Source organism: Shewanella sp. UCD-KL12, from assembly GCF_001957125.1.
In the GTDB taxonomy this organism is placed as follows: Bacteria; Pseudomonadota; Gammaproteobacteria; order Enterobacterales; family Shewanellaceae; genus Shewanella.
Genome location: NZ_MPHJ01000005.1, coordinates 150,878 through 173,487 on the forward strand (window position 1 = coordinate 150,878; position 22,610 = coordinate 173,487).

At 45.3% G+C, this 22,610-nt stretch carries 16 protein-coding genes; 4 read left to right on the forward strand and 12 right to left on the reverse strand.

What is annotated here, in order from left to right:
• Window positions 1-153 precede the first annotated feature (153 nt).
• From BM736_RS11440 to BM736_RS11450, 3 genes are all read right to left on the reverse strand, one after another.
• Window positions 154-1,188 carry an ArsJ-associated glyceraldehyde-3-phosphate dehydrogenase gene (locus BM736_RS11440; protein ID WP_076412096.1) on the reverse strand — a complete coding sequence of 345 codons (1,035 nt, stop codon included), beginning with the start codon at window positions 1,186-1,188 and terminating at the stop codon, window positions 154-156.
• A gap of 96 nt (window positions 1,189-1,284) precedes the next feature.
• Complete coding sequence (gene arsB, locus BM736_RS11445) at window positions 1,285-2,364, reverse strand: ACR3 family arsenite efflux transporter (protein WP_076412504.1); 1,080 nt, start codon at window positions 2,362-2,364, stop codon at window positions 1,285-1,287.
• A 45-nt stretch (window positions 2,365-2,409) separates the two neighbouring features.
• Window positions 2,410-2,757, reverse strand: coding sequence for a metalloregulator ArsR/SmtB family transcription factor (locus BM736_RS11450; protein ID WP_076412506.1), 348 nt, complete (start codon window positions 2,755-2,757; stop codon window positions 2,410-2,412).
• A gap of 199 nt (window positions 2,758-2,956) precedes the next feature.
• Here BM736_RS11450 and BM736_RS11455 point away from each other — a divergent pair, with 199 nt between their 5' ends.
• Window positions 2,957-4,216 carry an alpha/beta fold hydrolase gene (locus BM736_RS11455; RefSeq protein ID WP_076412099.1) on the forward strand — a complete coding sequence of 420 codons (1,260 nt, stop codon included), beginning with the start codon at window positions 2,957-2,959 and terminating at the stop codon, window positions 4,214-4,216.
• 70 nt (window positions 4,217-4,286) lie between these two features.
• On the opposite strand, the gene pmbA is transcribed toward BM736_RS11455, so the two are convergent.
• Window positions 4,287-5,627, reverse strand: coding sequence for a metalloprotease PmbA (gene pmbA, locus BM736_RS11460; protein ID WP_076412102.1), 1,341 nt, complete (start codon window positions 5,625-5,627; stop codon window positions 4,287-4,289).
• 139 nt (window positions 5,628-5,766) lie between these two features.
• Between pmbA and yjgA the strand changes: the two genes are divergently transcribed.
• The 3 genes from yjgA to BM736_RS11475 all read left to right on the forward strand — a co-directional run bounded on the left by yjgA (window position 5,767) and on the right by BM736_RS11475 (window position 9,467).
• Window positions 5,767-6,306, forward strand: coding sequence for a ribosome biogenesis factor YjgA (yjgA, locus tag BM736_RS11465; RefSeq protein WP_076412105.1), 540 nt, complete (start codon window positions 5,767-5,769; stop codon window positions 6,304-6,306).
• An 82-nt stretch (window positions 6,307-6,388) separates the two neighbouring features.
• Window positions 6,389-8,899: an Ig-like domain-containing protein gene (locus BM736_RS11470; protein WP_076412107.1), complete on the forward strand. Its 2,511-nt coding sequence runs from the start codon at window positions 6,389-6,391 to the stop codon at window positions 8,897-8,899.
• A gap of 166 nt (window positions 8,900-9,065) precedes the next feature.
• Complete coding sequence (locus tag BM736_RS11475) at window positions 9,066-9,467, forward strand: hypothetical protein (RefSeq protein WP_076412110.1); 402 nt, start codon at window positions 9,066-9,068, stop codon at window positions 9,465-9,467.
• Window positions 9,468-9,621: 154 nt separating this feature from the next.
• On the opposite strand, the gene BM736_RS11480 is transcribed toward BM736_RS11475, so the two are convergent.
• From BM736_RS11480 to rng, 8 genes are all read right to left on the reverse strand, one after another.
• On the reverse strand, window positions 9,622-10,773 hold the full coding sequence (locus BM736_RS11480) for an ABC transporter permease (RefSeq protein ID WP_076412509.1): 1,152 nt from the start codon (window positions 10,771-10,773) through the stop codon (window positions 9,622-9,624).
• 14 nt (window positions 10,774-10,787) lie between these two features.
• A complete protein-coding gene (locus BM736_RS11485) occupies window positions 10,788-11,954 on the reverse strand; it encodes an ABC transporter permease (protein ID WP_076412113.1) in 1,167 nt (388 codons plus the stop codon).
• 13 nt (window positions 11,955-11,967) lie between these two features.
• Window positions 11,968-12,939 carry an HlyD family secretion protein gene (locus BM736_RS11490; protein ID WP_076412115.1) on the reverse strand — a complete coding sequence of 324 codons (972 nt, stop codon included), beginning with the start codon at window positions 12,937-12,939 and terminating at the stop codon, window positions 11,968-11,970.
• The gene (locus BM736_RS11495; protein WP_076412117.1) at window positions 12,929-14,344 is read right to left on the reverse strand and encodes a TolC family protein; all 1,416 of its coding nucleotides are present in this window, start codon (window positions 14,342-14,344) and stop codon (window positions 12,929-12,931) included. The genes BM736_RS11490 and BM736_RS11495 overlap by 11 nt, the downstream gene beginning before the upstream one ends.
• 144 nt (window positions 14,345-14,488) lie before the next feature.
• A complete protein-coding gene (tldD, locus tag BM736_RS11500; protein WP_076412119.1) occupies window positions 14,489-15,940 on the reverse strand; it encodes a metalloprotease TldD in 1,452 nt (483 codons plus the stop codon).
• A gap of 138 nt (window positions 15,941-16,078) precedes the next feature.
• Window positions 16,079-16,906, reverse strand: coding sequence for a carbon-nitrogen hydrolase family protein (locus tag BM736_RS11505; RefSeq protein ID WP_076412121.1), 828 nt, complete (start codon window positions 16,904-16,906; stop codon window positions 16,079-16,081).
• On the reverse strand, window positions 16,830-21,083 hold the full coding sequence (locus BM736_RS11510) for a YhdP family protein (RefSeq protein ID WP_076412123.1): 4,254 nt from the start codon (window positions 21,081-21,083) through the stop codon (window positions 16,830-16,832). The genes BM736_RS11505 and BM736_RS11510 overlap by 77 nt, the downstream gene beginning before the upstream one ends.
• Window positions 21,083-22,585 (reverse strand): ribonuclease G, encoded by a 1,503-nt coding sequence (gene rng / locus BM736_RS11515; protein WP_076412125.1) that lies wholly within the window; start codon window positions 22,583-22,585, stop codon window positions 21,083-21,085. The genes BM736_RS11510 and rng overlap by 1 nt, the downstream gene beginning before the upstream one ends.
• Between the last annotated feature and the right edge of the window lie 25 nt (window positions 22,586-22,610).

Consider the following 22,610-nt stretch of genomic DNA (forward strand, 5'->3'; position numbering starts at 1 on the left):
GTTTCGAGTTTCGAGTTTCGAGTTTCGAGTTTCGAGTTTCGAGCAGGTGATTAAGCAAACTTAGCGATATAAAACCAAGTGCTTTTCTCATTATCTTTGCTCTAGCTCGACACTCGTGACGTGCTAATCTTTTTCTTATAACTCGAGGCTTTCTTAGCTTTTGTCTTTAAGACCGACCATTAGTGCAAGCTCTGCTGTTCGGTTGGCATAGCCCCACTCATTGTCATACCACACATAAAGCTTCACTTGTGTACCGTTGACAACCATAGTCGAAGGCGCATCGATAATGCTCGAACGCGGATCTGTCTTGTAATCTACAGATACCAGCGGACGCTCTTCATAGCCTAAAATATCTTTAAGTTCTCCCTCTGCAGCCTCTTTAAGGAGTGCATTAACTTCCTCCTCTGTCGTCTCTTTTTCAAGCTCAAACACACAATCGGTAATGGATGCATTCGCCAAAGGAATACGTACCGCATGGCCATTGAGTTTGCCTTTTAGCTCAGGGAAGATGTGGGTGATCGCAGTTGCCGACCCTGTCGTCGTAGGGATCAGGCTCAAGCCACAGGCTCTAGCGCGGCGCAGGTCTTTGTGGGGTGCGTCTAGAATGGTTTGAGTATTGGTGATGTCATGAATTGTGGTCATAGAGCCATGCTTAATACCAATCTTCTCATGGAGTACCTTCACAACCGGTGCCAAGCAGTTGGTCGTACAAGATGCTGCTGTCACTATTGGGTGGTTTTGTGGGTCATAAAGATGATGGTTTACTCCCATAACAACATTCAGTACTCCCTCCTCTTTCACTGGTGCGGTTACCACAACACGTTTAACACCTTGGTCAAGGTAAGCTTGAAGTTTCGCCTTGGTTTTCATTACACCTGAAGCTTCGATAACTAAATCACAGCCTGACCAGTCAGTTTCTGCAATTCCTGTATTCCTGCTAGTAGGGATACGTTTATCATCAATGACAATATGGCCATTACCGATAACATCACCACTAGACTCATCGCTTGTGGCTTCATGACTCCAGCGGCCATGAACAGAATCAAAGGTCAGCAGGTGAGCTAAAGTTTTAGCGTCACCAGCGGGATCATTAATGTGCACAAACTCAACATCATCCCACTCCCACGCAGCACGAAGTGCTAAACGTCCCATACGGCCGAAGCCATTGATACCTATCTTTACAGTCATAACCAACCTCTTTCCAAGATATTTAAAATCGTAAAGCTGCAGCTTCTATCGCAACACTCGCTAAACAAAGTGCTGCATATCAGCCAAGTTATTTAATTATGTTTGGGCTTCTAAATCTGATGAATCAACCTGAGTATCGGCTTGATATTTCTCACTATTACGATTTACAAAGGCAACAATAGATAACATCACAGGCACTTCAACTAACACGCCGACAACGGTGGCTAATGCTGCTCCTGAATGCAGGCCAAAGAGTGAAATTGCGACGGCAACTGCAAGCTCAAAAAAGTTAGATGTCGCAATCATGCTAGCCGGCGCTGCAATTTTGTGGGCTAGCCTCATCTTTTTAGCGACATAGTAGGTCACAAAAAAGATGCCATAAGTCTGAATAAGCAGTGGAATGGCGATAAGCAATATAGCCTGTGGCTTATCGAGTATTGTCTGTGCCTGAAAGCCAAATAGTAGAACTACGGTACCTAGCAAACCGAGAATTGACCAAGGTTTGAGTTTAGCGACGAAGCGAACAAGTGCCTCATTTTTCGTATCTGCGGTTTGAGAATCAACTTTTTTCTCTAGCAGCTTGCGGGTCAGAACACCGGCAACAAGGGGTAAAACGACATACAAAAATACTGAAGAGAGTAAAGTCTCCCAAGGCACCTGAATATCACTAACCCCAAGCAAAAGCGCACAAATCGGCGCAAACGCTACCACCATGATCAGATCGTTTACCGAGACCTGAACTAAGGTGTAGTTAGGATCGCCCTTGGTAAGCTGGCTCCAAACAAATACCATGGCAGTACAAGGGGCAACTCCAAGCAGGATCATACCCGCGATATATTCGGTAGCTGTTTGCGGATCGACCCAATCAACAAACAGCACCTTAAAGAATAACCAAGCAAGTAGCGCCATGGTAAATGGCTTCACAAGCCAGTTAATAACGACTGTTAGTACCAGACCTTGCGGGCTCTTTTTAACATCTTTGATTGATGAAAAATCTATCTGCACCATCATGGGGTAGATCATCACCCAGATAAGTACTGCAATCACTAAATTCACATGGGCATATTCCAGTGATGCCACTAATGCAAATAGATCGGGTATAACATTGCCCAAAATCAGACCAGCAAGAATAGCTAAGCCTACCCAAACACTGAGATAACGTTCAAACAGTCCCATCATTAATTCCTCTAACTAGATAACGGCATAACAAGGGTAAATCAATTAACTGCAGCAGGCTTTGACTCGCTCAGGCCTGTCGCCCATTTGATGTAAATTGGCAATATATTTAGTAATCAACATCTTGTTATTTGTACTCACCTCAACAAGTATCTTGTTCACCCAATCCGACAGCTCAGGGTTAACGCGATAAAACACCCACTGACCCTGGCGCTTATCTACAAGTAAACCTATCTTCCTCATTTGAGCTAAATGGCGAGAAACTTTTGGCTGACTCTCACCAAGCGCTTGCATTAATTCGCAAACACAAAGCTCCCCCTCTTCAGTAATAAGCAACAGACTTAGCAGTCGGGTTTCATCGGATAGCAGTTTAAAAAGTTCTAGGGCTGTCATAGCAGGCTCCAAAGTCACTATCAGGCGTTGAGACATACCACCAGATAAACGCCATAAATATATGGCAAATAGAATATACGCCAAATCATATATCTGTTTATCCATATATTCAACTATTAATGCTATGGATTAGCAAAATGATTAAAAAAGAGTATTTATAGGTATACTCAAACTTCAGTTATCAAGGAGAGATTAACTTATGGGGTTTGTACGTTTTTTCGTTTCATTCTTTTCACTACCAATACTGCTAGCTTCATTCGCCTTAGTTTTAACTGGCTGTAGTCAGTTTCGCCATCTAGCGAAGGATGTTGAAACTCTCAAACAGGATTTTGTTCAGTATGAAGTGCAAATTAAGGATAGGCTCGAAACAGATACCCTCATTTTGATCTTACTTGAAGACCTTGATGCTTTAAAAATTGATGGCTTTGACGTCATGCTGGGGGAGCACGATATAACCCTGCAGGCCCACTCATCTAGCCGCTATCTATTTGTGTTTATCGACAAAAATAATGATCTCAGATTTCAGGTCGATGAAGAGTTTGAGCTGATCAAATTAACTGAAGCTGATAGTAACAACCGACTTAATGTCACACTCAATGCCACAGATACTGACTTTCCAATAAACCTTGTAGATAAGCCACTTAAAGAGATCACCAACATGAGGATCTCTAAAGCCAGATTTGCAGAAGTGACCACACTAACTGACAACAGGTTTGATAGAAGCAGGGCTAGGTTAGGTATGTGGCAACCTATCACTCATCTGCAGCAGGAAAATGCAGGTTTGTTCTTCTTATCGCCCTTTGATGAAAGCAAAATCCCGGTCATTTTAGTGCACGGTATGGCAGGAACAGCTAGGGATTTTGAGCCTCTAATCGCTGGGATTGATAAAGAAAAATACCAAATATGGGTGTTTAACTATCCAACAGGTCTTCCACTATTAATGGTTGCAAAAGGGCTTGATAATTTAGTCCGTATTATCAAAGCCAAACATCAATTTGATCAAGCTCATCTGCTTGCTCATAGCATGGGCGGGTTAGTATCTAAGGCCTATCTTAATATCTGCACTAAAACTGGCAGTTGTAATGAGATAATCAGTTTCACCTCGATTTCTAGCCCCTTTGGCGGTGTCGACTCTGCACAAAGTGGTGTGGATTATGCGCCTGTAGTTATGCCCTCTTGGCGTGATTTAGCGCCAAAGAGTGAGTTTATTGAAGACCTGTTCACAGCATCCGAATCTATGCCACCTCACCAATTAAACTTTGGCTATCAGATATCAGGGTTACTCAATCAACAGAGCGGCGATGGAGTAATAAGTCTTGCGAGTCAATTAACACTTCAAGCCCAGCAAAGCGCTGATATGCTCCGAGGCTATGATGAAGATCATGTGGGGATTTTAACTAATGAACAGCTACACAGAGCAATAGCAGAATTCTGGCAGCAAGCTGAACAAAGCCAATAGCGCCTATATCCTAGGAGCTATTGGCTGGTAACGATTAATTAGTCGCTATTGACTAAAAGGTCAGGAATATTTAGCTGCCAGCTATCTTCATATCGCTCAGCAAGATACCACCGGTACGGATCGATGATCTAAGATCGCGATCTTTACTCACAGCAACAATATTCTGATACATATCCTTAAGGTTACCCGCTATGGTGATCTCTTCAACTGGATATAAGATCACGCCATTTTCAACATAGAAACCCGCAGCACCACGTGAATAATCACCTGTTACAGCATTCACCCCTTGCCCCATTACTTCAGTGACAATGAGGCCAGTTCCCATCTCTTTAACGAGTTCATCAAATGTCTGACCTGTATCAGACAGAGTCCAGTTGTATATACCGCCAGCATGACCTGTGTTTTTAAGGCCCAATTTACGTGCCGAATAACTAGTTAACAGGTAAGTTGACAGAATACCGCTATCGATAATCGAGCGCTCTTGAGTCGCAACACCTTCGCTATCATAGTTAGCACTTGCTAGCCCACCTAACAGATGTGGCTGCTCTTCAATATTAAACCAATCAGGGAATATCTTGGTGTCGATAGCATCAAGTAGGAAGCTCGACTTACGATATAAGCTGCTACCACTTATCGCGCCAACAAGGTGGCCCATCAGTCCAGTTGCTATCTCTGGCGCCAATAAGACGGGTAACTCGGTAGTGGCAATCTTTCTCGCACCAAGACGACCTAAAGTCTTTTCTGATGCTTTTTTACCGACCTCTTCAGGAGACAACAGCTCATTGAATTTACGAGATATCGTATAATCGTAATCACGCTGCATATTGCCATCGGTCTCACCGATAACAACACAACTTAAACTATATCGAGAGCTTGAATAACCGCTTAAGAAACCATGGCTATTACCATAAACCTTAACGCCAGTATGGGCATTGGCACTCGCACCGTCAGAGTTTTTGATACGGCTGTCGACATCCAACGCTGCCTCTTCTGAGCGAGCCGCAAGCTCAGTAAGCTCTGCAGGAGAGATCTCTTGGGGATGAAATAAGCCTAAATCGGGAAACTCTTTGGCCATCAAATCCGCTTCTGCGAGGCCATTAAATGAGTCACTAGAGGTAAATTTAGCAATACCATCAGCGGCTTTTACGGCCTGTTTAATTGCTTCAGGACTCAAGTCTGATGTTGATGAACTGCCTTTACAGCCATCACGAAACAGTGTGATACCTAACGCGCCATCCTTATTAAACTCAACGGTTTCAACCTCTTTTAAACGAGTTGAAACAGATAATCCCTGTTGCTTACTGATGGCTACTTCCGCACCTGATGTACCGAGTTGCTTAGCAAACTCTAAGGCCATAGATACAGCGTCTTTCAATGAATCTAATTCAATATCAATGCTAGGTGTCGTCACAAATCTGCTCTTCTGTTATCAGTGATCTTGATAGCATAGCAAACCCAAAACCCAAGTACATTAAATAACTACTCTCTGAGATAGGTGATTTTCTTATGAAATGTTATTATTACTGTAATTAAAGATAGAGATTTTAGATATGAAAGTAGTTGGTGATTCAGAACATTTTAAACAGCCCTTTGACCATGACGAAGAATATGTCAGCAGAGCGGACGTTAAGCGCGAAATCGCGATATACCAGGAGCTAGGCAATAAGGTCGTTAGCCTAAGTAAAAGTCAGATCGAAAAGTTAGATCTCGATGAGCACTTGTACGATAACGTACTTAAAACAAAGACCATCAAAATCAATACTGAAGCTTACCGCCGTCAGCTACAGTACCTAGGTAAATTGATGCGCTTTGAAGATATCGAAGCACTTCAGGTCAATATCAAAAACGTTTTAAACCAAAACAGCAATGAAAGCGCTAAGTTAAATGTCGCTGAGAAACTCAAAGACCAGTTGCTCACCGAAGGTGACAGTGCAATTCAGAGCCTAATTGAAAAGCACCCTGAGCTTGAGAGACAAAAGCTGCGTCAGCTTGTACGTCAATCAAATAAAGAGCTAAGTAAAAAGCCTGATGTAGCGTCTAAATCAGCTATTGAACTAGTTAAATATTTACGTAGCGAAATATCTGAATAATATAGATAAAGCTAGATATATAACGATATAATTACAACATAATATTTCATTTTCGACTTTTTGTTTCACAAGGATGTTGCATATGCGACTGATAAAACTTGCTTCAACGGCTTTAGTATCACTACTTGGCTTGTCTCTACTCTCGGGCTGTAATGGCTCATCAGACGGTGGCGACGATGGTGGTAATACTGGGGAATATGCCCTCTCATTGAGCTATAAAACAGTCGTTGATGGCCAATGTGCCGAAGCGACCGATGAGCTAAGTTTTAACAGTAACGCTAGCATCTGTGCAGTTGCAAAGCTGACTCAAGGTGGCAGTAATAGCAGTGGTGGTCTGGTCAGTTTCAGCGCCACACTGGGCACGCTATCACCGACGACTAAGTTAACCAACTCAAGTGGTATCGCCGAAGTTATTTTGGCAAACTCTGACAGCACCTTAGGTGCAGGTACGCTAAGTGCAGAGTTTGATACAGGCGCGGCAGAAAACAATATTTTATCGGTTAGCAAAAACTATGAGTTTGTTGATGGCGGAACACCCGGTGAGGATACACCAAAGATTAGCGCGAGCATTATCAACGGCGCCGCTACGGTCACTCAGTTTAAAGTCGATGAAACTGTCCAGCTACAGGCGCAGTTTTTAGATACTTCAAGCCAAGGGATCGCTGACCAGTTAGTCACCTTTACCGCAGGCAACGTCACTTTAACGCCAAATACCGCCCTGACCAATGCTCAAGGTATTGCCCAAGTAAATTATACGCCTAGTGATACAGAGCTTGGTGCTGCTAGTCTGAATGTTTCATTAGATTATCAAGACCAAAACTTCCAAACAAACAGCTTATATGAAGTCTTGTCTGCCGATGCCATTGGTGGCGAGGGAGTACTAAAGCTTGGCCACTTTGACAGTAACAATAACTTTGTCGAAGGGGTGCTCGAAACCTCACTGACTCCAACTGACGGACAATATGTTATCAGTGCTGGCGGTAGTTTTGGTGTGACTGCAACTCTAATCAATCAGGCCGATGATGGTACGATTACTCGGGTACAAACCCCTTCATCGATTAGCTTTAGCTCTGACTGTGTTGTGGGCAACAATGCCAGCCTTGATACGCCAGTAACGACGCTTGCAGGTCAAGCTAGCTCAACCTTTCAAAACACAAGCTGTAGTGGTAATAGTCAGCGTAATGACCAAATTGTTGCAACGACGCAATCTGGCAATTTGACCTTAACTGCAAATCTAGCTTTTACTTTAGAGAGTCAAGCCTTAGCAAGCCTTAGCTTTGAGTCGGCAGAACCTAAGGTTATCCGCATCAAGGGCGCTGGCGGCACAGGCAGCACAGAGTCTTCACTGGTGACCTTTAAAGTCACAGGCTCAGATGGACAACCTATCGCCCAGCAAGAGGTATCCTTCTCGCTTGACACCTTAGTCGGCGGCTTAAGCTTCTCTAACGGTCTAGCGACAGATAGCAGCTTTACTAATTCAGCTGGTATTGCCAGCGTGCGCGTAGAGTCAGGTACAGTACCAACGCCTGTGCGGGTAATTGCTTCTGCGACTGATAGCGACACAGGTAAAGTGATCACGAGTCAGTCGGAGCAGTTAACCGTCAACACTGGCCTGCCTCAGCAACTTGGTTTTAGCTTATCTACCTCAACCCTAAATCCTGAAGCTGGCAATGTTAATGGTGTTACTGAGACGATTACCGCTTATGCTTCAGATAGCTTCGGTAACCCAGCGCCAGATGACACTACCATTAACTTCACCGCTGAAGGTGGACAAATTGAAGCGAGTTGCCCTACAGTAAATGGCGCTTGTACCGTCACTTGGACGTCTGCAGACCCTCGTGTACCCGACCATAGAATCACTGTGATGGCATACGCACTAGGTCATGAAACCTTCTTCGATACTAATGGTAATAACATTTTCGATAGCGAAGACGGAGCCGCAGTCGATGCTTGTCTAGCTGGGGACATCCTTGTTGCTTGTAGCGGCAACGGCATGGATACCGAAATATACGGCCCTAATGGCTTTAGTGACCTACCTGATGCCTTTCGTGATGATAATGAAAATGGCATCTATGATGAAGGAGAGAAATACTTCAGCACTACGGGCAGCAATGTGTACGGCGATCGAGACGAGCTCTTTAACGGCCCTCAATGTGAAGGGAGCTTATGTGGAACAGGCCAGAACAATAAAACATATATCCGTAAAGCTTTGATCATGACAATGTCAGGTTCAAATGCGGGCTTCACCATCTGGCAGGGAAATAATCTAGTCCGTGACGATTTCGGCCTAGAGACTGACCCTGTCGTACCTGTAACTGCAATCCCAGCAGAAGGAAGTTCAACGTTCAGCGTTCGCTTCTATGATAGTGCTAATCAAATAATGCCAGCAGGTAGTACTGTAGCTATTTCAGCAACTGATGGTAACTTGGCCTTTAATGGATATACCGTCCCGAATGCTAATTCCCATGGCGGAACAGGTACAAGCTTTGGCTTGTCACATGGTGGTACAGCTGCTACTAGCCAAGTATCTATCAGCTTAACAACACCAAGCGGCGTTATTACAACAGTGCTGCTAGGAGTACCACTTAGCTAGTAATAGATAAAATATTAGTTAAGTACACAAAGCCCATTTAGACTTGCGCTAAATGGGCTTTGTTATACTTTCAGGCTATACGCAAACCTCACATATCTCTATATACTCCTAACCGCTGAATATTAGACAAGGCTGTCTCACTAAACCGCATAATAAGGATATAGACATGCGCATTAACACCCTAATTACTACTCTCATTTTCACCGCTTTTCTCGCTGGTTGTGCTGCCACGCCACCGATCATAGCCCAAGAAAAATCTGTTACTGTTTCTGGCCAAACACTTAAGTTTGGTGGCAAGTATGATGTAGAGAAAAAGAAACTAGAGCTAACCGTCAATGGCGATGCATTGATGAAAGGCAAGTTTCCTCCTTATACACCAACACAAAACTTTAAAGCCAAATATAAAGACTTGCGCATTGCCAGCAGCTGTTACTTCGGCTCAGTACTCGGCGATCAAGGCGGTGCATTTGGCGCTATCGCAGGTGCAATCCAAGCGAGTAAGTCTAGCTCTGGGGATAAGTGTGAACTGTTTATCGATGGCGAGAGCGTAGAGACACTCTACTTCTAAACACAGCTAATTCAGCTAACCTAGCTTCGCCTAGTCTCATCGAGAAAAGCCCGCTAACAGCCTTGCTAGCGGGTCAAATTAACACGATGCAGCAGTCTAACATTCAGCCGTTATTCAATTGTTTACCTATTACAGCTTAACCATGAATCAATGCTTACTCATTGTGACCTGTTGGCTGCGGCTTTAATCTCTTCGACACCCCATAAATAGCAAGCAAGCTAAATACGCCAAAAAGCCCCCATAGCTGTAGCCACTTAGGTAAGACACTCGACCAAACTGCCCCCATTTGATTAAGCTCTAACATCCCCATGATGGCAGGGACGGCAGGAACCAGCTGAGATAGCCAGATTAGTGGCTCAGGTATCAAAGCTAATGGCCATACAAACCCAGACACAAACATAATAGGCATAGAGACAAGTAACAGCACTTGGGTCGGTAGATCTCGTCTGGTAAATAAAGTGCTCAACGCTATGCCTGCAGCTCCCGTAGCCAGTAAAAATGGCAACATCCACAACGCCACGACGCCAAGACTGGCTTGCACACTCACTTGGTACCAATAGAAGCAAAACCCGATATAGAAACTCGTGAAAAATAGATAGAGCAGCATAAATGCCGACAAACGACCACAGACGAGCTTAAGTGGCGAAAGCTCGCTCCAATAGCCCTTATTGCGCCACTGCCCCGCCCCTAAGATCCCTGTGCCTATCAATAGGGTTTGATGCAAGATAAGCAGAAATAGTCCAGGCACCACATAAGGGGTATAACCTAGGCTTGGATTAAAAGCTGGTACACTATTTATCTTTACCGAATTGAGGCTAAGTTCCGCCTTTTTAGGGGCCTCCCCCTTGGCTAACATGCCTATAAGCTGTACCTGTTTACCTGCATCTATTCCCGCTGCAACTAACCCCTCAGCCACTGCTGAATAGATCAGAAAATAGCTTGCATCACCGCCATAACTTAGCGTGACACCTCTACCCAGTAACAGGTTTCGTCTAAAGCCTTCAGGAATCACCAATAAACCATGGGCTCGTCCCGACTCAATCCAGCTCTGCGCTTGAGTAATGCTGGTAACTTGCCCTATCACGCTTATCTTAGCGCTGGCATCAGCATGTCGAATAAGTCGGCGGCTTAGTGAAGAGTGATCCAGATCCACCACCACTAATTGTTGCTCTGTGGGCACTTGATGAAGGTAAGGCAGAGGATATAGCACTGAATAAAACAACACCCCACCAAATAGGGTCACGGCAATGGCTTTATCTGCAACAATGGCTTTAAGCTCTGCCAGTATTAACTGCAAAAAGCTCATCTGGTTAGTTCCATTCATGCTGACCCCTTACTCGAAGCACTCAATGATACCGAGTGAGTATTCATACGTCGGGAGAGTAGTACCAGCACAGGTATTATTAATAGAAAGCCCCAATAACTTGTCAATTGCCCAGCAACCGTTTGCCAGCCTGAGCCATAACTTATCACGCTAACATGGGAGTCTACATAGTGACTCGATGGCATAATCAATCGCCACCACTGCGCAACAACTGGCATCTCATGTACCGGAAAAGTGATCCCCATAAATGCAAATGCAGGCGCGAACATGGCAGTGCCGAAACTGACCATACGTGCACTATCGCGCATAAGGAAAAAAATAAGTAATACCAATAACCAGACAGCTAACAGCATCACAGCTTGAGCCACAATCAATAAACCTAAACTCCCAGCCGCAGGTAGTGACAGATATTGATAGAGAAATACCAGAATAAAGCCGCCTTGCAGCAATAAAAGTGGGGTAAACACAGCAAGCTTAGCCAACACTCTCAGCCATATACCTTCACCAGGGGTTAATTGACCTTCAGGGGTTAACTCTCGACTTAAGCTATTAGAAAAGGTCAGCATGGCCAGCAACTGCCACAATGCCACCAGCACTGGCGGTACCAGAAAGCCAACATAGTTATTGTTACGGTTAAATAATGCTGTTGTTTGACTCGTTACTGGGCTCAAGTTAACCGTCAGTTGAGACTTGGGGACACCTTGGAGCAGTAACTTTTCCTCAGCAACATCAAGCAAACCTGCGCCTAATGTTAACTGGATCTGACTCGACAGTAGTTTACCTACCAGCAAGAATTGGCTGTTGTAACGAATATCGATGGTGGGACTATGGCCAGTGACTAAATCACGCTTCAAGCCATATGGCAGCACTATGATTGCGTATACTTCGGCTTGCTTCATGGCTGTTACAGCGCCTTGAAGATCAACAAACCCCTGCGGTGAAACCACTGGGTTAGCTGCAAGCTTACGCGTTAACTCTCGACTTAATTGACTGCTATCTTGGTCGACGACAGCAACAGGCAACTGTCTGGGCAAGCCTGCGCTGAATAGCCACCACAGGCAAAGAATACTCAACAGGGGAATATAACTAACCAAAGCGAGCTGCCAAGGTGAGTGCCATAACGCTTTACACTCCCCCCGAATAAGAGACAATATTGACGTCATCATGATCCCCAGGTTAGCGGGTAAAAATCACTGACATGCCAACTCTAAGATCATCAATTTCAACACTTGGCCGCAGCTCAACTTCAAAGGTGCGCATATCAAAATCATGACCACTTTCAGTCGAACGCCAAGTGGCAAACTCCCCCATCACACTGACATGGCTAACGGTAAACTCAACGTCGCGTTCAAGGGCGGGTAATGTCATCATCAACTTAGTGCCTTTGGCAAACTGCTTGAGTTGATCTTCACGTACCTGAAATACCGCCCATGCATCTTGCATGTCGATCAAACTGACTACCGGAAACCCGCTCGGTGCTAACTCTCCAGCTTGAAGTAAAACTTCGCTTATCTCACCAGACTTAGGCGAGCGCATCTGACTATCAGCTAAGATCGCACTGACTTCATTTACTGCGCCTTCCGCCATTCTTGCATTACCAGCAGCGGCGGCTTTAGTTTCTTCACGGGCACCCTCCTCTGCCATTTCATACATGGCTAAGGCAGCTTGCTCGGTATATTTTGCAGCCTGATACTGCGTAAAGGCTTCATCACGCTTCTGTCTCGCTAGCACACCTTCTACAAATAAAACTTCAACTCTGTTATAGGTCGTCTTAGCTAATGTTGCTGCCGCCTTGGCTTTCTGCCACTGCTCACGAGATGCCATCACCTGCTGCTTACGTGCACCACTGTCAGCTTCAAGCTGCATCGCTGCCGCCGCATCTCTGCCGCCTTCAGCCTGCATCAGTTTGGCACTTAACTCTGGGCTATTGATGGCAAACAGCAGATCGCCAGCTTCAACGGTATCACCACGTCTCACCATTACCTGTTCAACGCGACCAGGCACCTTAGATGAGATGTTGTACTCGCGCGCCTCTATCTGTCCCTGTAAAACTTCAACTTTCGGGGTATAAGCTAGCTTAAGGCCATAACCTAAGACGCCAACTAGTCCTACAAGTGCTGCCACTGCAAAAATTCGATTAGCCTGCATTGTTACTCTCCTCCATCGCGCGAGCTTGAGTACTGCTGCGACCTAAAAATTCATCCAGTTGACCACTCACAGCCATTAAGCGTGCATATGCCTGTATATAACGATACTTAGCACCGAGTTGTTGAGTATCAACAGCGGTTAGCTTAAGTTCAGCATCGACCTTCTCTATCGAGGTTGATAACCCTTGACGGAAGGCTAAATCACGCAGACGTTTGTTCTCTTTAGCTAAGGCAAGCGATAGCTCTAATGATTTAACTTCCTCTTGCGCCTGCAGTAACTGTCGGTAACTTTGATCTAGTAGCAAGCTCAGATCTTGCTGTGTCTGTGCCTTGGTGTATCTTGCTTGTAGCAGAGCACTCTTGGCTGCTTTCACCTTGCCGCTACGACCATCTCGGCTCAATAACGGGACTTTAACCCCGACACCTAACATCCAATCAGGTTCCATCTTAGCGAAGAGGCTATCATCCTCATAGAGGGTATAATTACCATAAAGAAATACTGTTGGGTGGTACTTGCCTTGCTCGATGGCTACTAAGCCTTGCGCCTGCTCTTCTTTAGCTTCAAGCAGCTTAAGCGCAGGGTGCTGCGCCATAGTTAGCTGGCTTAAGTGAGGTAAAGAAGGGGCTTGAGGTAACATAAACAGTTGCGAGCGCGTAGCAACTTCACGCTCGTGTAGCATACGTGCAAGGGCTATTTCAGCCATCTCAGCCTGGCGCTTTGCACTGGCAAAATTAATTTTGGCATTCTCAAGTGCGACTTGAGCATTTAAGCGCTCGACTTTGGCTATCTGTCCCTGCTCTTCTAGTTTTTTGGCATGCTCAGCATGTTCCTCCAATGAGGTAACTAACTGGCCGCGAGTCTGTGCCAGAGATTGACTCACTGCGACACCGTAATAACGATCAACAAGCTGAACAAAAAGATCTCTAGTGGTCAGCTGAAATTGCTGCTCTTTTTCGGCAACCTCTGCAGCATGTATCGCTTGGGCAGCAGTAATTTTACCGCCTGTATAGATAGGCCACATAGCTTGTAAGCTTGAGCGGAAAATATCTTGCTCTGTGAATGGCGTAATAAACATTGAGCTTGGTATCGTCGCTAAAGCGCCGCCAAGTGCAGGAGGAAGTGTTGAGGGATCCATTGACGCCAGAGGATTTAGATCGCGAAGATCCATCTCTAAAGGCTTCTCTAATCGTGTATAACTACCATTGAGTGATATTGAGGGTAGATTGAGGTCTTTACCCGCCTCATGCTCGGCCTCTGCTCTATGTACCTCTTGAGCGCTAGCCTGCAGTTTATCGCTCACTGTCAGCAGCTGTTTCCAAGCTTGTTCAAAGCCTAGGCTAGCTGCCTGTGCAGTAAAAGAGCCTATTGTCAGCAATGACATCAAGGCTAATCGTGAAAGTTTCATCCCCATTCCTCTGCACTTAAAGCACACACTCTAGAGCATTAACTCTAATCCATAAGTGAATTTTAGCATTCATTGAGGTGGAATAGAAGGAACTAGGTCGAGCGACTAGTTCCTATCACATTGTTCCTGTCATATTGACATATATTAAGCAGTGCCACCTACAGTCAAACTATCTAGTTTCAGTGATGGCTGACCCACTCCAACAGGTACACTCTGACCATCCTTGCCACAAACCCCAACGCCTTTATCTAGCTCAAGATCATTACCCACCATAGATATCTGCCCCATAGCTTCAGGACCATTACCGATAAGCGTAGCTCCCTTGATAGCCTGAGTCACTTCACCATTTTCAATCAAATATGCTTCAGAAGCTGAGAATACAAATTTACCAGAGGTGATATCGACCTGACCGCCACCAAAATTAGGCGCGTAGATCCCCTGTTTTACAGACTTGATCATCTCACTTGGATCAGATTCACCCGCTTCCATGTAGGTGTTGGTCATACGAGGCATCGGCAGGTGAGCGTATGATTCACGACGACCATTACCTGTTGATTGCTCGCCCATAAGACGCGCATTAAGCTTGTCCTGCATATAACCTTTTAAGATACCGTCTTCAATTAGAACCGTCTTTTGAGTTTGAACACCCTCATCATCGATACTGAGTGAACCACGGCGATTCGCTATGGTGCCATCATCAACAACAGTCACTAGCTTTGAGGCCACCTGCTGACCGACCATACCACTAAATGCGCTGCTGCCTTTGCGGTTAAAGTCTCCCTCTAAACCATGCCCTACCGCCTCATGCAGTAACACGCCAGGCCAACCAGCCCCTAAGATTACTGGCATCTCACCCGCTGGAGCATCTACAGCAGTCAAGTTAACTGAAGCTTGTCTCACCGCTTCACGGGCAAAAGAGAAACAGTTTGGCAGACCGGTTTCATCCGTTTCCATTAGCACTTGATAGTCATGACGACCACCGCCGCCACTTGCACCACGCTCACGCTTGCCATCATCTTCAAGGATAACACTGCAGTTAAAACGAACAAGTGGACGTATATCAGCAGCCAAAGTGCCATCACTCGCGGCGATAAGTATCTCTTCATGCACGCCTGAAAGGCTGACTACCACTTGAATGATTCGGCTGTCTAGACTGCGAATATAAGCATCAGCCTCTTTAAGAAGCGCAATCTTTTTGGCCTCTTCCATCGCGGCAATAGGATCAGCGCTTTGATAAAGCGCCTTCATCTCTTGACGTTTCCAAGCCTGCACACCAGCATTTTTTCCACCAGCAGCCGCAATACCACGAGCAGCCTCAGCAGAAGCCGTTAATGCCGCTGGATTAATCTCATCAGCATAAGCAAATCCAGTTTTCTCACCAGTGATAGCACGCACGCCGACACCACGTTCGATATGAAAGCTTCCCTCTTTAACTATGCCATCTTCAAGTACCCAAGATTCATGACGGCTGCCCTGAAAATAGAGGTCTGAAAAGTCAATCTCATGCTGATGGATCTTATTGAGATACCCCTGCAAATCGTCCAGTGAGAGTCCATCTTGTAATAGGCTCTGTTCTACTTGGGTTAAAAATGGCATTAATTTCTCTCTCTTGTACTTAATTTTTACAAAATACTAGGTCTTAGGAGCTGACGATTAAACGCTATTCTTCTGTCGCTTATTCTGTCACTGAATCTGTTAATTACTCTGTAACTCTTTCTATATCTATTTCTGCAACTATTTCTGTAATTGGGGCTCTGAAAATCGGTTATGGCCAGCAACGGGCATCTGCTGTCTAATTTTAACTATCTCATCCCGGTCAAGCTTAGCTTGCACCCAACCACAGCCTGTCATCTTTTGTGCTTTAATCTGCCCCCATGGGTCAACAACCATACTTTGACCCCATGTTTCACGGCCGCCCTGATTGTGTTGTCCCCATTGTGCAGCAGCTAAAACATAACATTGATTCTCAATTGCTCTAGCTTGAATCAATGCTTGCCAGTGCGCCTCTCCGGTGACTTTAGTAAACGCTGCAGGCAGGGCGATTATCTCTGCCCCTGCTAATCTCATAGCTCTAAACAGATCGGGGAAACGCAAATCGTAACATATCGCTAAGCCTAACTTACCAAAGGGTGTATCGATTACACTAACTTTATTACCTGGGCAGAAGGTGTCACTCTCACGATACTCTTTAGTATTGTCTGAAACTTCAACATCAAACAAGTGGATCTTGTCATAATCGCCTAACACCTGCCCCAAGTTATCAAACAGGTAAGTACGGCTATACACGCGATTATCACCTGCAGAGACAGGAATGGTACCCGCAACTAGATAGAGGCTATATTGCTTAGCAAGTGCACTTAACGCACTCTTAAGTGGCGCATCTTCTCCAGCATATTGCAGCTGATGGCTCTCATGACCACCAAAAAGCAAGCAGCACTCAGGAAGCACTACGAGTTGAGGCTCTCCCTCTACTCTTGGTAGCGCCTTAAGCTGCGATTCTATGTAGTCTAGATTCTCCGATACGTCTTGACTGCTTTGGCACTGTAGTAGGTTGACCTGCATCTTCAATTTCCTTTTCTATCGGCTCACTTTCTTTAAAAGTTGGCATCTCTATGACATTTGTCGCCGGGATCTCAACGCCTGACTCCTGCAGCTCAGTGGGTGGCTGAAGCTGATCACTCTCCTTAGCATTGGGTTGTGGTTCAGCGCTGTTTTCAGTTGGCTCGAGGGGGACTGAGTCTTTGTCATTACTTTTATCTGTTGCCGGCTCTTCAGGTTGGCGCGGCAGTATAGATTCAGGGATCTCAATCTCCTTACTCTTACGGCCAAGCTCTTCAAGCTTAGGCTCAGCCATGGTGCCAGTCAGCTGAAAACGGATCTCTGAAATGACCTCAATGACAGGCTCTAACACTTTAGTGAGCGCGAAAGCACCTAGACCGAATGTCCAACCACCCGTTGTCAGTAGCACAACAGTTGGTACACTGGAAGCTAGCTGAGGGACGAAGCGAATGTCGTAATTCAAACTTTCAGTCATCAAGTCGGTATAACCGCGAACCCTCATATTCCCCGCAACAGCATCCATTTCAGTATCATGTGTTTTAACCACACCATTGTCGATATTAAGGGTGCCAGTAAAAGAGTTGAAATATAGCCCTTTGCCGAAGACATCTGAAAAATCTAAAGAGAGTTTTCTCAGCAGAGAGTCCAAGCTAAAGAGTGAAAAAATTCGTGCGCCCTTATCACTGACTTCAGACAAGTGACCTTTCCCTAAGTCGAAAGTCACCAAACCATTCAGCGACTCCACAGAAAATTGATAGGGAGCACCATGCCAAGAGATCTCAGCTTCAACCTCAACGGGTGCATCTTTAAGGCCTGGGTCCATGCCTACAATTTCAGATAAAGCATCAAACTTTACCGCAGTTAGGCTCACATCAAGTTGAGTGAGGTTCTCGTTATTACCATTTTGCCATACTCCCTTACCGCGTAACTTTACATCAGGAGTAGTCAGCGACAACGTTTGGATCTGATAACTGCTCTCTTTAGGTGTCCCTTGTAAAACAAGGTGGCCTAATGGACTGCCATAAAATGAAAACTCGTCGACATCTACCGCTAACGGCGGCAGGTTCTCTAATACTGTCTCAGATTTAAAGTCGGCATCTTGCTGTGATTTAACTGTGGGAGCAAGGTGGAACTTTGATGCGACCAGCTTTAAACCTTGAGTCACCCAATCTGGATAAAAGTCGACTCGACCATCAAACTCATTGGACTTTGCTTCGAACCGCCAACTGTCTTTGGTAGGAAACGCTGTCATACTTAAATCTGTTAGAGGCTGTCCCATCAGGTTTAGATGATTGATATCGGCATCGATACTGACTAATGGCGGGAAAAAACTCTTCCTGCTGCTCTTAGCGTCTAAAGGTTGCTGAACGGCACCGTCTGTAACGGCCAACTCAGCAGAGTCCTGTATGACTGAAACCTCACTAGGTTCTTGTGACTCGCTTTGGCCTTCTGCTGTTTCAAGGCTCTTAGTGGCTGTAAATCTATTGATCACAGGCAGCCATGGTGTTAGCTCTGTGTGGTCGATAGCTAGCTGCAAATGACCTTGCTCTTTTTTAAGTTGATCGCCAGGCTTGAACAGGCGCCCTAATAACAAGTCAAAATGAGCGAGTTTATTTTCTGAGCCCTGATCAAAGCCGCCCCAAAACTCCATCTGTTTACCGAGCTTGATACCTAAAGATGACTGCTTATTATCCCCAATAAGCTCTGCGGTCAGCTTTCTTGATTCCTCTGCCCCTTTGTAAAATGGTGCAGGCAGGTCAAGCTCAACCCCCATTAGGTCGGTCTCCACTTGCGCTTGAATACGGTAGCCCGTTTGATCAAACACTAAGGTCATAGAGCCCCCCCAGTTTACATCACCTGAATAGAAATCTTGCAGCGGGTTATCTAGCTCTTCAGAAAGCTTGTCCAAAGCCCATTGGCCAGTCATATCTAAATTTAAGCCATAATTTCGACCAATATTACCAGTATCAAAACTCAACGATATTGGCTGTTGATAGAGGTTAGCAGAGACATCTTTACCCTTTACCACATCGTTATTAAAGCTTATCTGCCCAGTCACTTCATCAAGCAAGACACCGGGCTCAGTGATATACACAGGCGTTTTATCAAAGGTGACTAAACCTGCGATCTCCTCTTTTACTGATTCGCCTGGCTCACCATCATATAGCGGAATAGCAAGATCTAAGGTCGCCTTAACATCACCATTAATCTGTACCACTGCTAAAGTCGATCCTACAGAAGCGGCTAATGGCGATGCTTGTATGACCTCTGTCGCAGCTTGCCCATGGGCTTGTATATCCCCTTTAACTTCTAATAGCGATCTTGGCCCAAGATGTGGAATATCGACACGGGCGCCATCAACGACCACATCAAGTAGGTCACCCCTATTGATAAGCAGGTCCATACGGTCATTGGTGAACATTGCAGAAAGGTTGAGATCTGTCACTGCTGGCCAAGTGGGTAGAAATTTAAATTCAGCCTCTTCAAGGGTAAAGTCAGCTTGGAACATGCCCGAGTTATCATGATAGGGGTAATCACTCAATGCACCATGCCAGACCAGCTTTGCATCTTGAACAGCCCCTTTAACTAGGCCAGCCTCAAGATAATCAACGAGCCCCTTACTCATCCCCTTTAGCGGCAGGTAATTACCGACATCGGCGACATCATTGATCTTTACATCCGCAAGCAGAGCGAGATGAGCTTTCTCAGCAAAGCCGAGTTTCATCGAAGCATCGATCATCAAATCATGGTTATTTAACTGTATCTGAGGAAGCGTAAGCGCCTGCTCTGTGAGATCAAATTTAGCCTCAAATGCTTCACCGTTAAAACTTAACGGCGCTTTAAAACCTGAGCCGAAATCTAACAGGTAATCTTGTTTAGGCGCTGATATATAAAGTGCGCTATCAGCAAAACCCAATTGAAGATTCATAGGATTCACCCCAGGGATCCCATCATAATGAGACCAAGCAAGCTTATCCATATCCATTGAGATCTGTAGTGACTCGCCAGCTTGCTTGCTTAACTTAATCGAATTGACTTCACCTTGAGGGTCTACCTCTTGCCAAGCCTTAAGGGTAGAAAGTTCCATTCCTGGGGCCAGAGGTAGCAAAGGTAAAAGCGCTTGAGTATCGAGTTTATTAAGGTAAGTAAATAAACTATCCCCGCTTTTATGCGCCACAAAAACAGGGGCTGGCCAAGCTTGCTGATTAGACTCAAAAGAGAGCGCTCGGCTACTTAACTCCCAGCCGTCACTGGTAGGAAGCCACTCAAGCTGCCCCGCCTTTATTTCAAAACGTTGTAGCTCATCATATAAACTCCACTCGAGCCAACTAGGTGAAAACTCAACCAGTCCCGACTCGATAGAGCGCTGGCTTAATTTCATCCAAGCTTGAAGGTTCACGACTCCCTCTAACTCAAGCTTTTCAGTTTCATCAAAAGGATTGGTCTGTCTCGAGGCCCACTCACCTAAATCGAGAGAATGGGCTGCTAGGTAGATCTGCCCAACAAGTTCATCAGGCTTGTTGCCATTGCCCTTAACATCTAGCTGTAGTGATAGGAGCTCGACTTGAGATGCATCTTCATCAAGATAGAGCTTGCCTTGGCCGCGGTGTAGATTAGGGCTGTTAAACCACTTGAGGTCTTTGACAAAGATAGGCCGATAATCATGATTTTCACTGAGTAGCTGTAAGCTCGCCTGCTTAATAGAAAATCGTTCTAGCTGTTCCAGTAATAAAAGATAGATCCAATCGGTATCGCTCTCCTTGATACTTGTAGAGCCTGAACCTTGATTCAATTTATCAATATCAAGCGCCACATGAACGCCATCAAAAATGACGTTCTCAATTTGCGCAGAGGTGGTAAATAGGCTTTCCCAGAAGTCGAGCTTTACATGAACAGCATCGACAACGAGTGTAAAAGGCAGATGCTCTTGAGGAGGAATAGCCAGCTGTTTTACTGTTAATGCAGGACCAAAGGCCTGCCACTCAGCAGCTAACTGGCCCACATTAACTTCAATCTGGTATTGGTTTTCTATATATTTTACTAACTCAGTTCTTACCTCATCAAGCTGAGGTAGCAAGCCCCTAAATAAGCTAACAGCCAGCGCAAAAAGCACTAAAATGATAGCTAAAACTTGCCAGCAAAAACGGCTGAACTTAAAGGGGCAGAATTTACGTGACACTACATTATCACCACATCGAACTTGTTTTGTGCATACATAGGTTCATTCTGGAATCTGACACGTTTACCGATATAAACACCTAACTCAGCAACCAGATGGCTCTCCTCTCCTGTCAGGCTGTGATAAACAGCAGGCGAGCAGTAAACCAAAAACTCATCGGCGTCATAGCCACGGTTAAGGCGAATTATCTCTCTGAAAATTTCATAAGAGACTGTCTCAACGGTTTTTAAACTCCCAGTGCCTAGGCATGAGGGGCACTCACCACAAAGCACATGCTCTAAGCTCTCACGGGTGCGTTTGCGGGTCATCTCAACTAAGCCTAAGCCAGAGAAACCACTTATATTAGTTTTTACTCTGTCGCTAGAAAGCGCAAGCTCAAGACTATTTAACACGCGCTTTTGGTGATCGCTATTAAGCATATCGATAAAGTCGATAATGATAATGCCGCCTAAGTTGCGCAACCTAAGTTGGCGAGCAATCGCTTGCGTCGCCTCTAAATTAGTATTGAAAATGGTCTCTTCAAGGTTTCTGTGACCGACAAATGCACCGGTATTAATATCAACGGTCGTCATAGCTTCAGTCTGATCTATGATGAGGTAGCCCCCAGACTTAAGCTCGACCTTACGGCCTAGGGCACGTTGAACTTCATTTTCAACATCATAAAGATCGAAAATAGGCACAGGCCCAGAGTAGTGCTCAATTTTATCAGCAATCTCTGGCATAAACTCCTGAGTGAAGGTTTGTAGCTCATCGAATGTTTGGCTGGCATCTACTTGGATCTGATCGAGCTCAGTACCAACAAAATCACGAACGATACGAACAGGGAGCGCTAGATCTTGATAGAGCAGCGATACGCCTCTGCGCTTTCTTCGTTCACTGACCTTAGCCCATACTCTTCTTAAAAAAGCGGCATCTTGAACTAGCTCTTGCTCACCCGCACTCTCAGCAGCCGTGCGGATAATAAAACCGCCATCTTCATCGACAAAAGGTTCTGTTAAACCTTTAAGGCGTGCTCTCACTTCTTCTGATTCAATCCGCTGAGAGACACCGATATGACTTGAGCCAGGCATAAATACAAGATAACGAGAAGGTAAGGTAATATCTGTGGTCAATCGAGCGCCTTTAGTGCCTAGCGGGTCTTTCACCACCTGCACCATAATATCTTGCCCCTGCCTAACTAGCTGACCGATATCACGTACGACAAAGTTGCCTTTTTCAACATCGGCAACACACTCAGTATGGGGAACAATATCAGAGGCATGTAAGAATGCAGCCTTATCAAGACCGATATCGACAAAAGCAGCCTGCATACCAGGTAAGACTCGGCTCACTTTGCCCTTGTAGATATTACCCACTAGCCCACGCTTCATGCGCCGTTCGATATGAACCTCTTGTAGCACACCGTGCTCAACCAAAGCGACTCTGGCTTCGGTTGGGGTCACATTGATCAATAGTTCAGAACCTATCTTTGTCTGTACTTTGTTTCTGACGGCGCGGCTCATATTTACACTCACTTATAATAGGTTC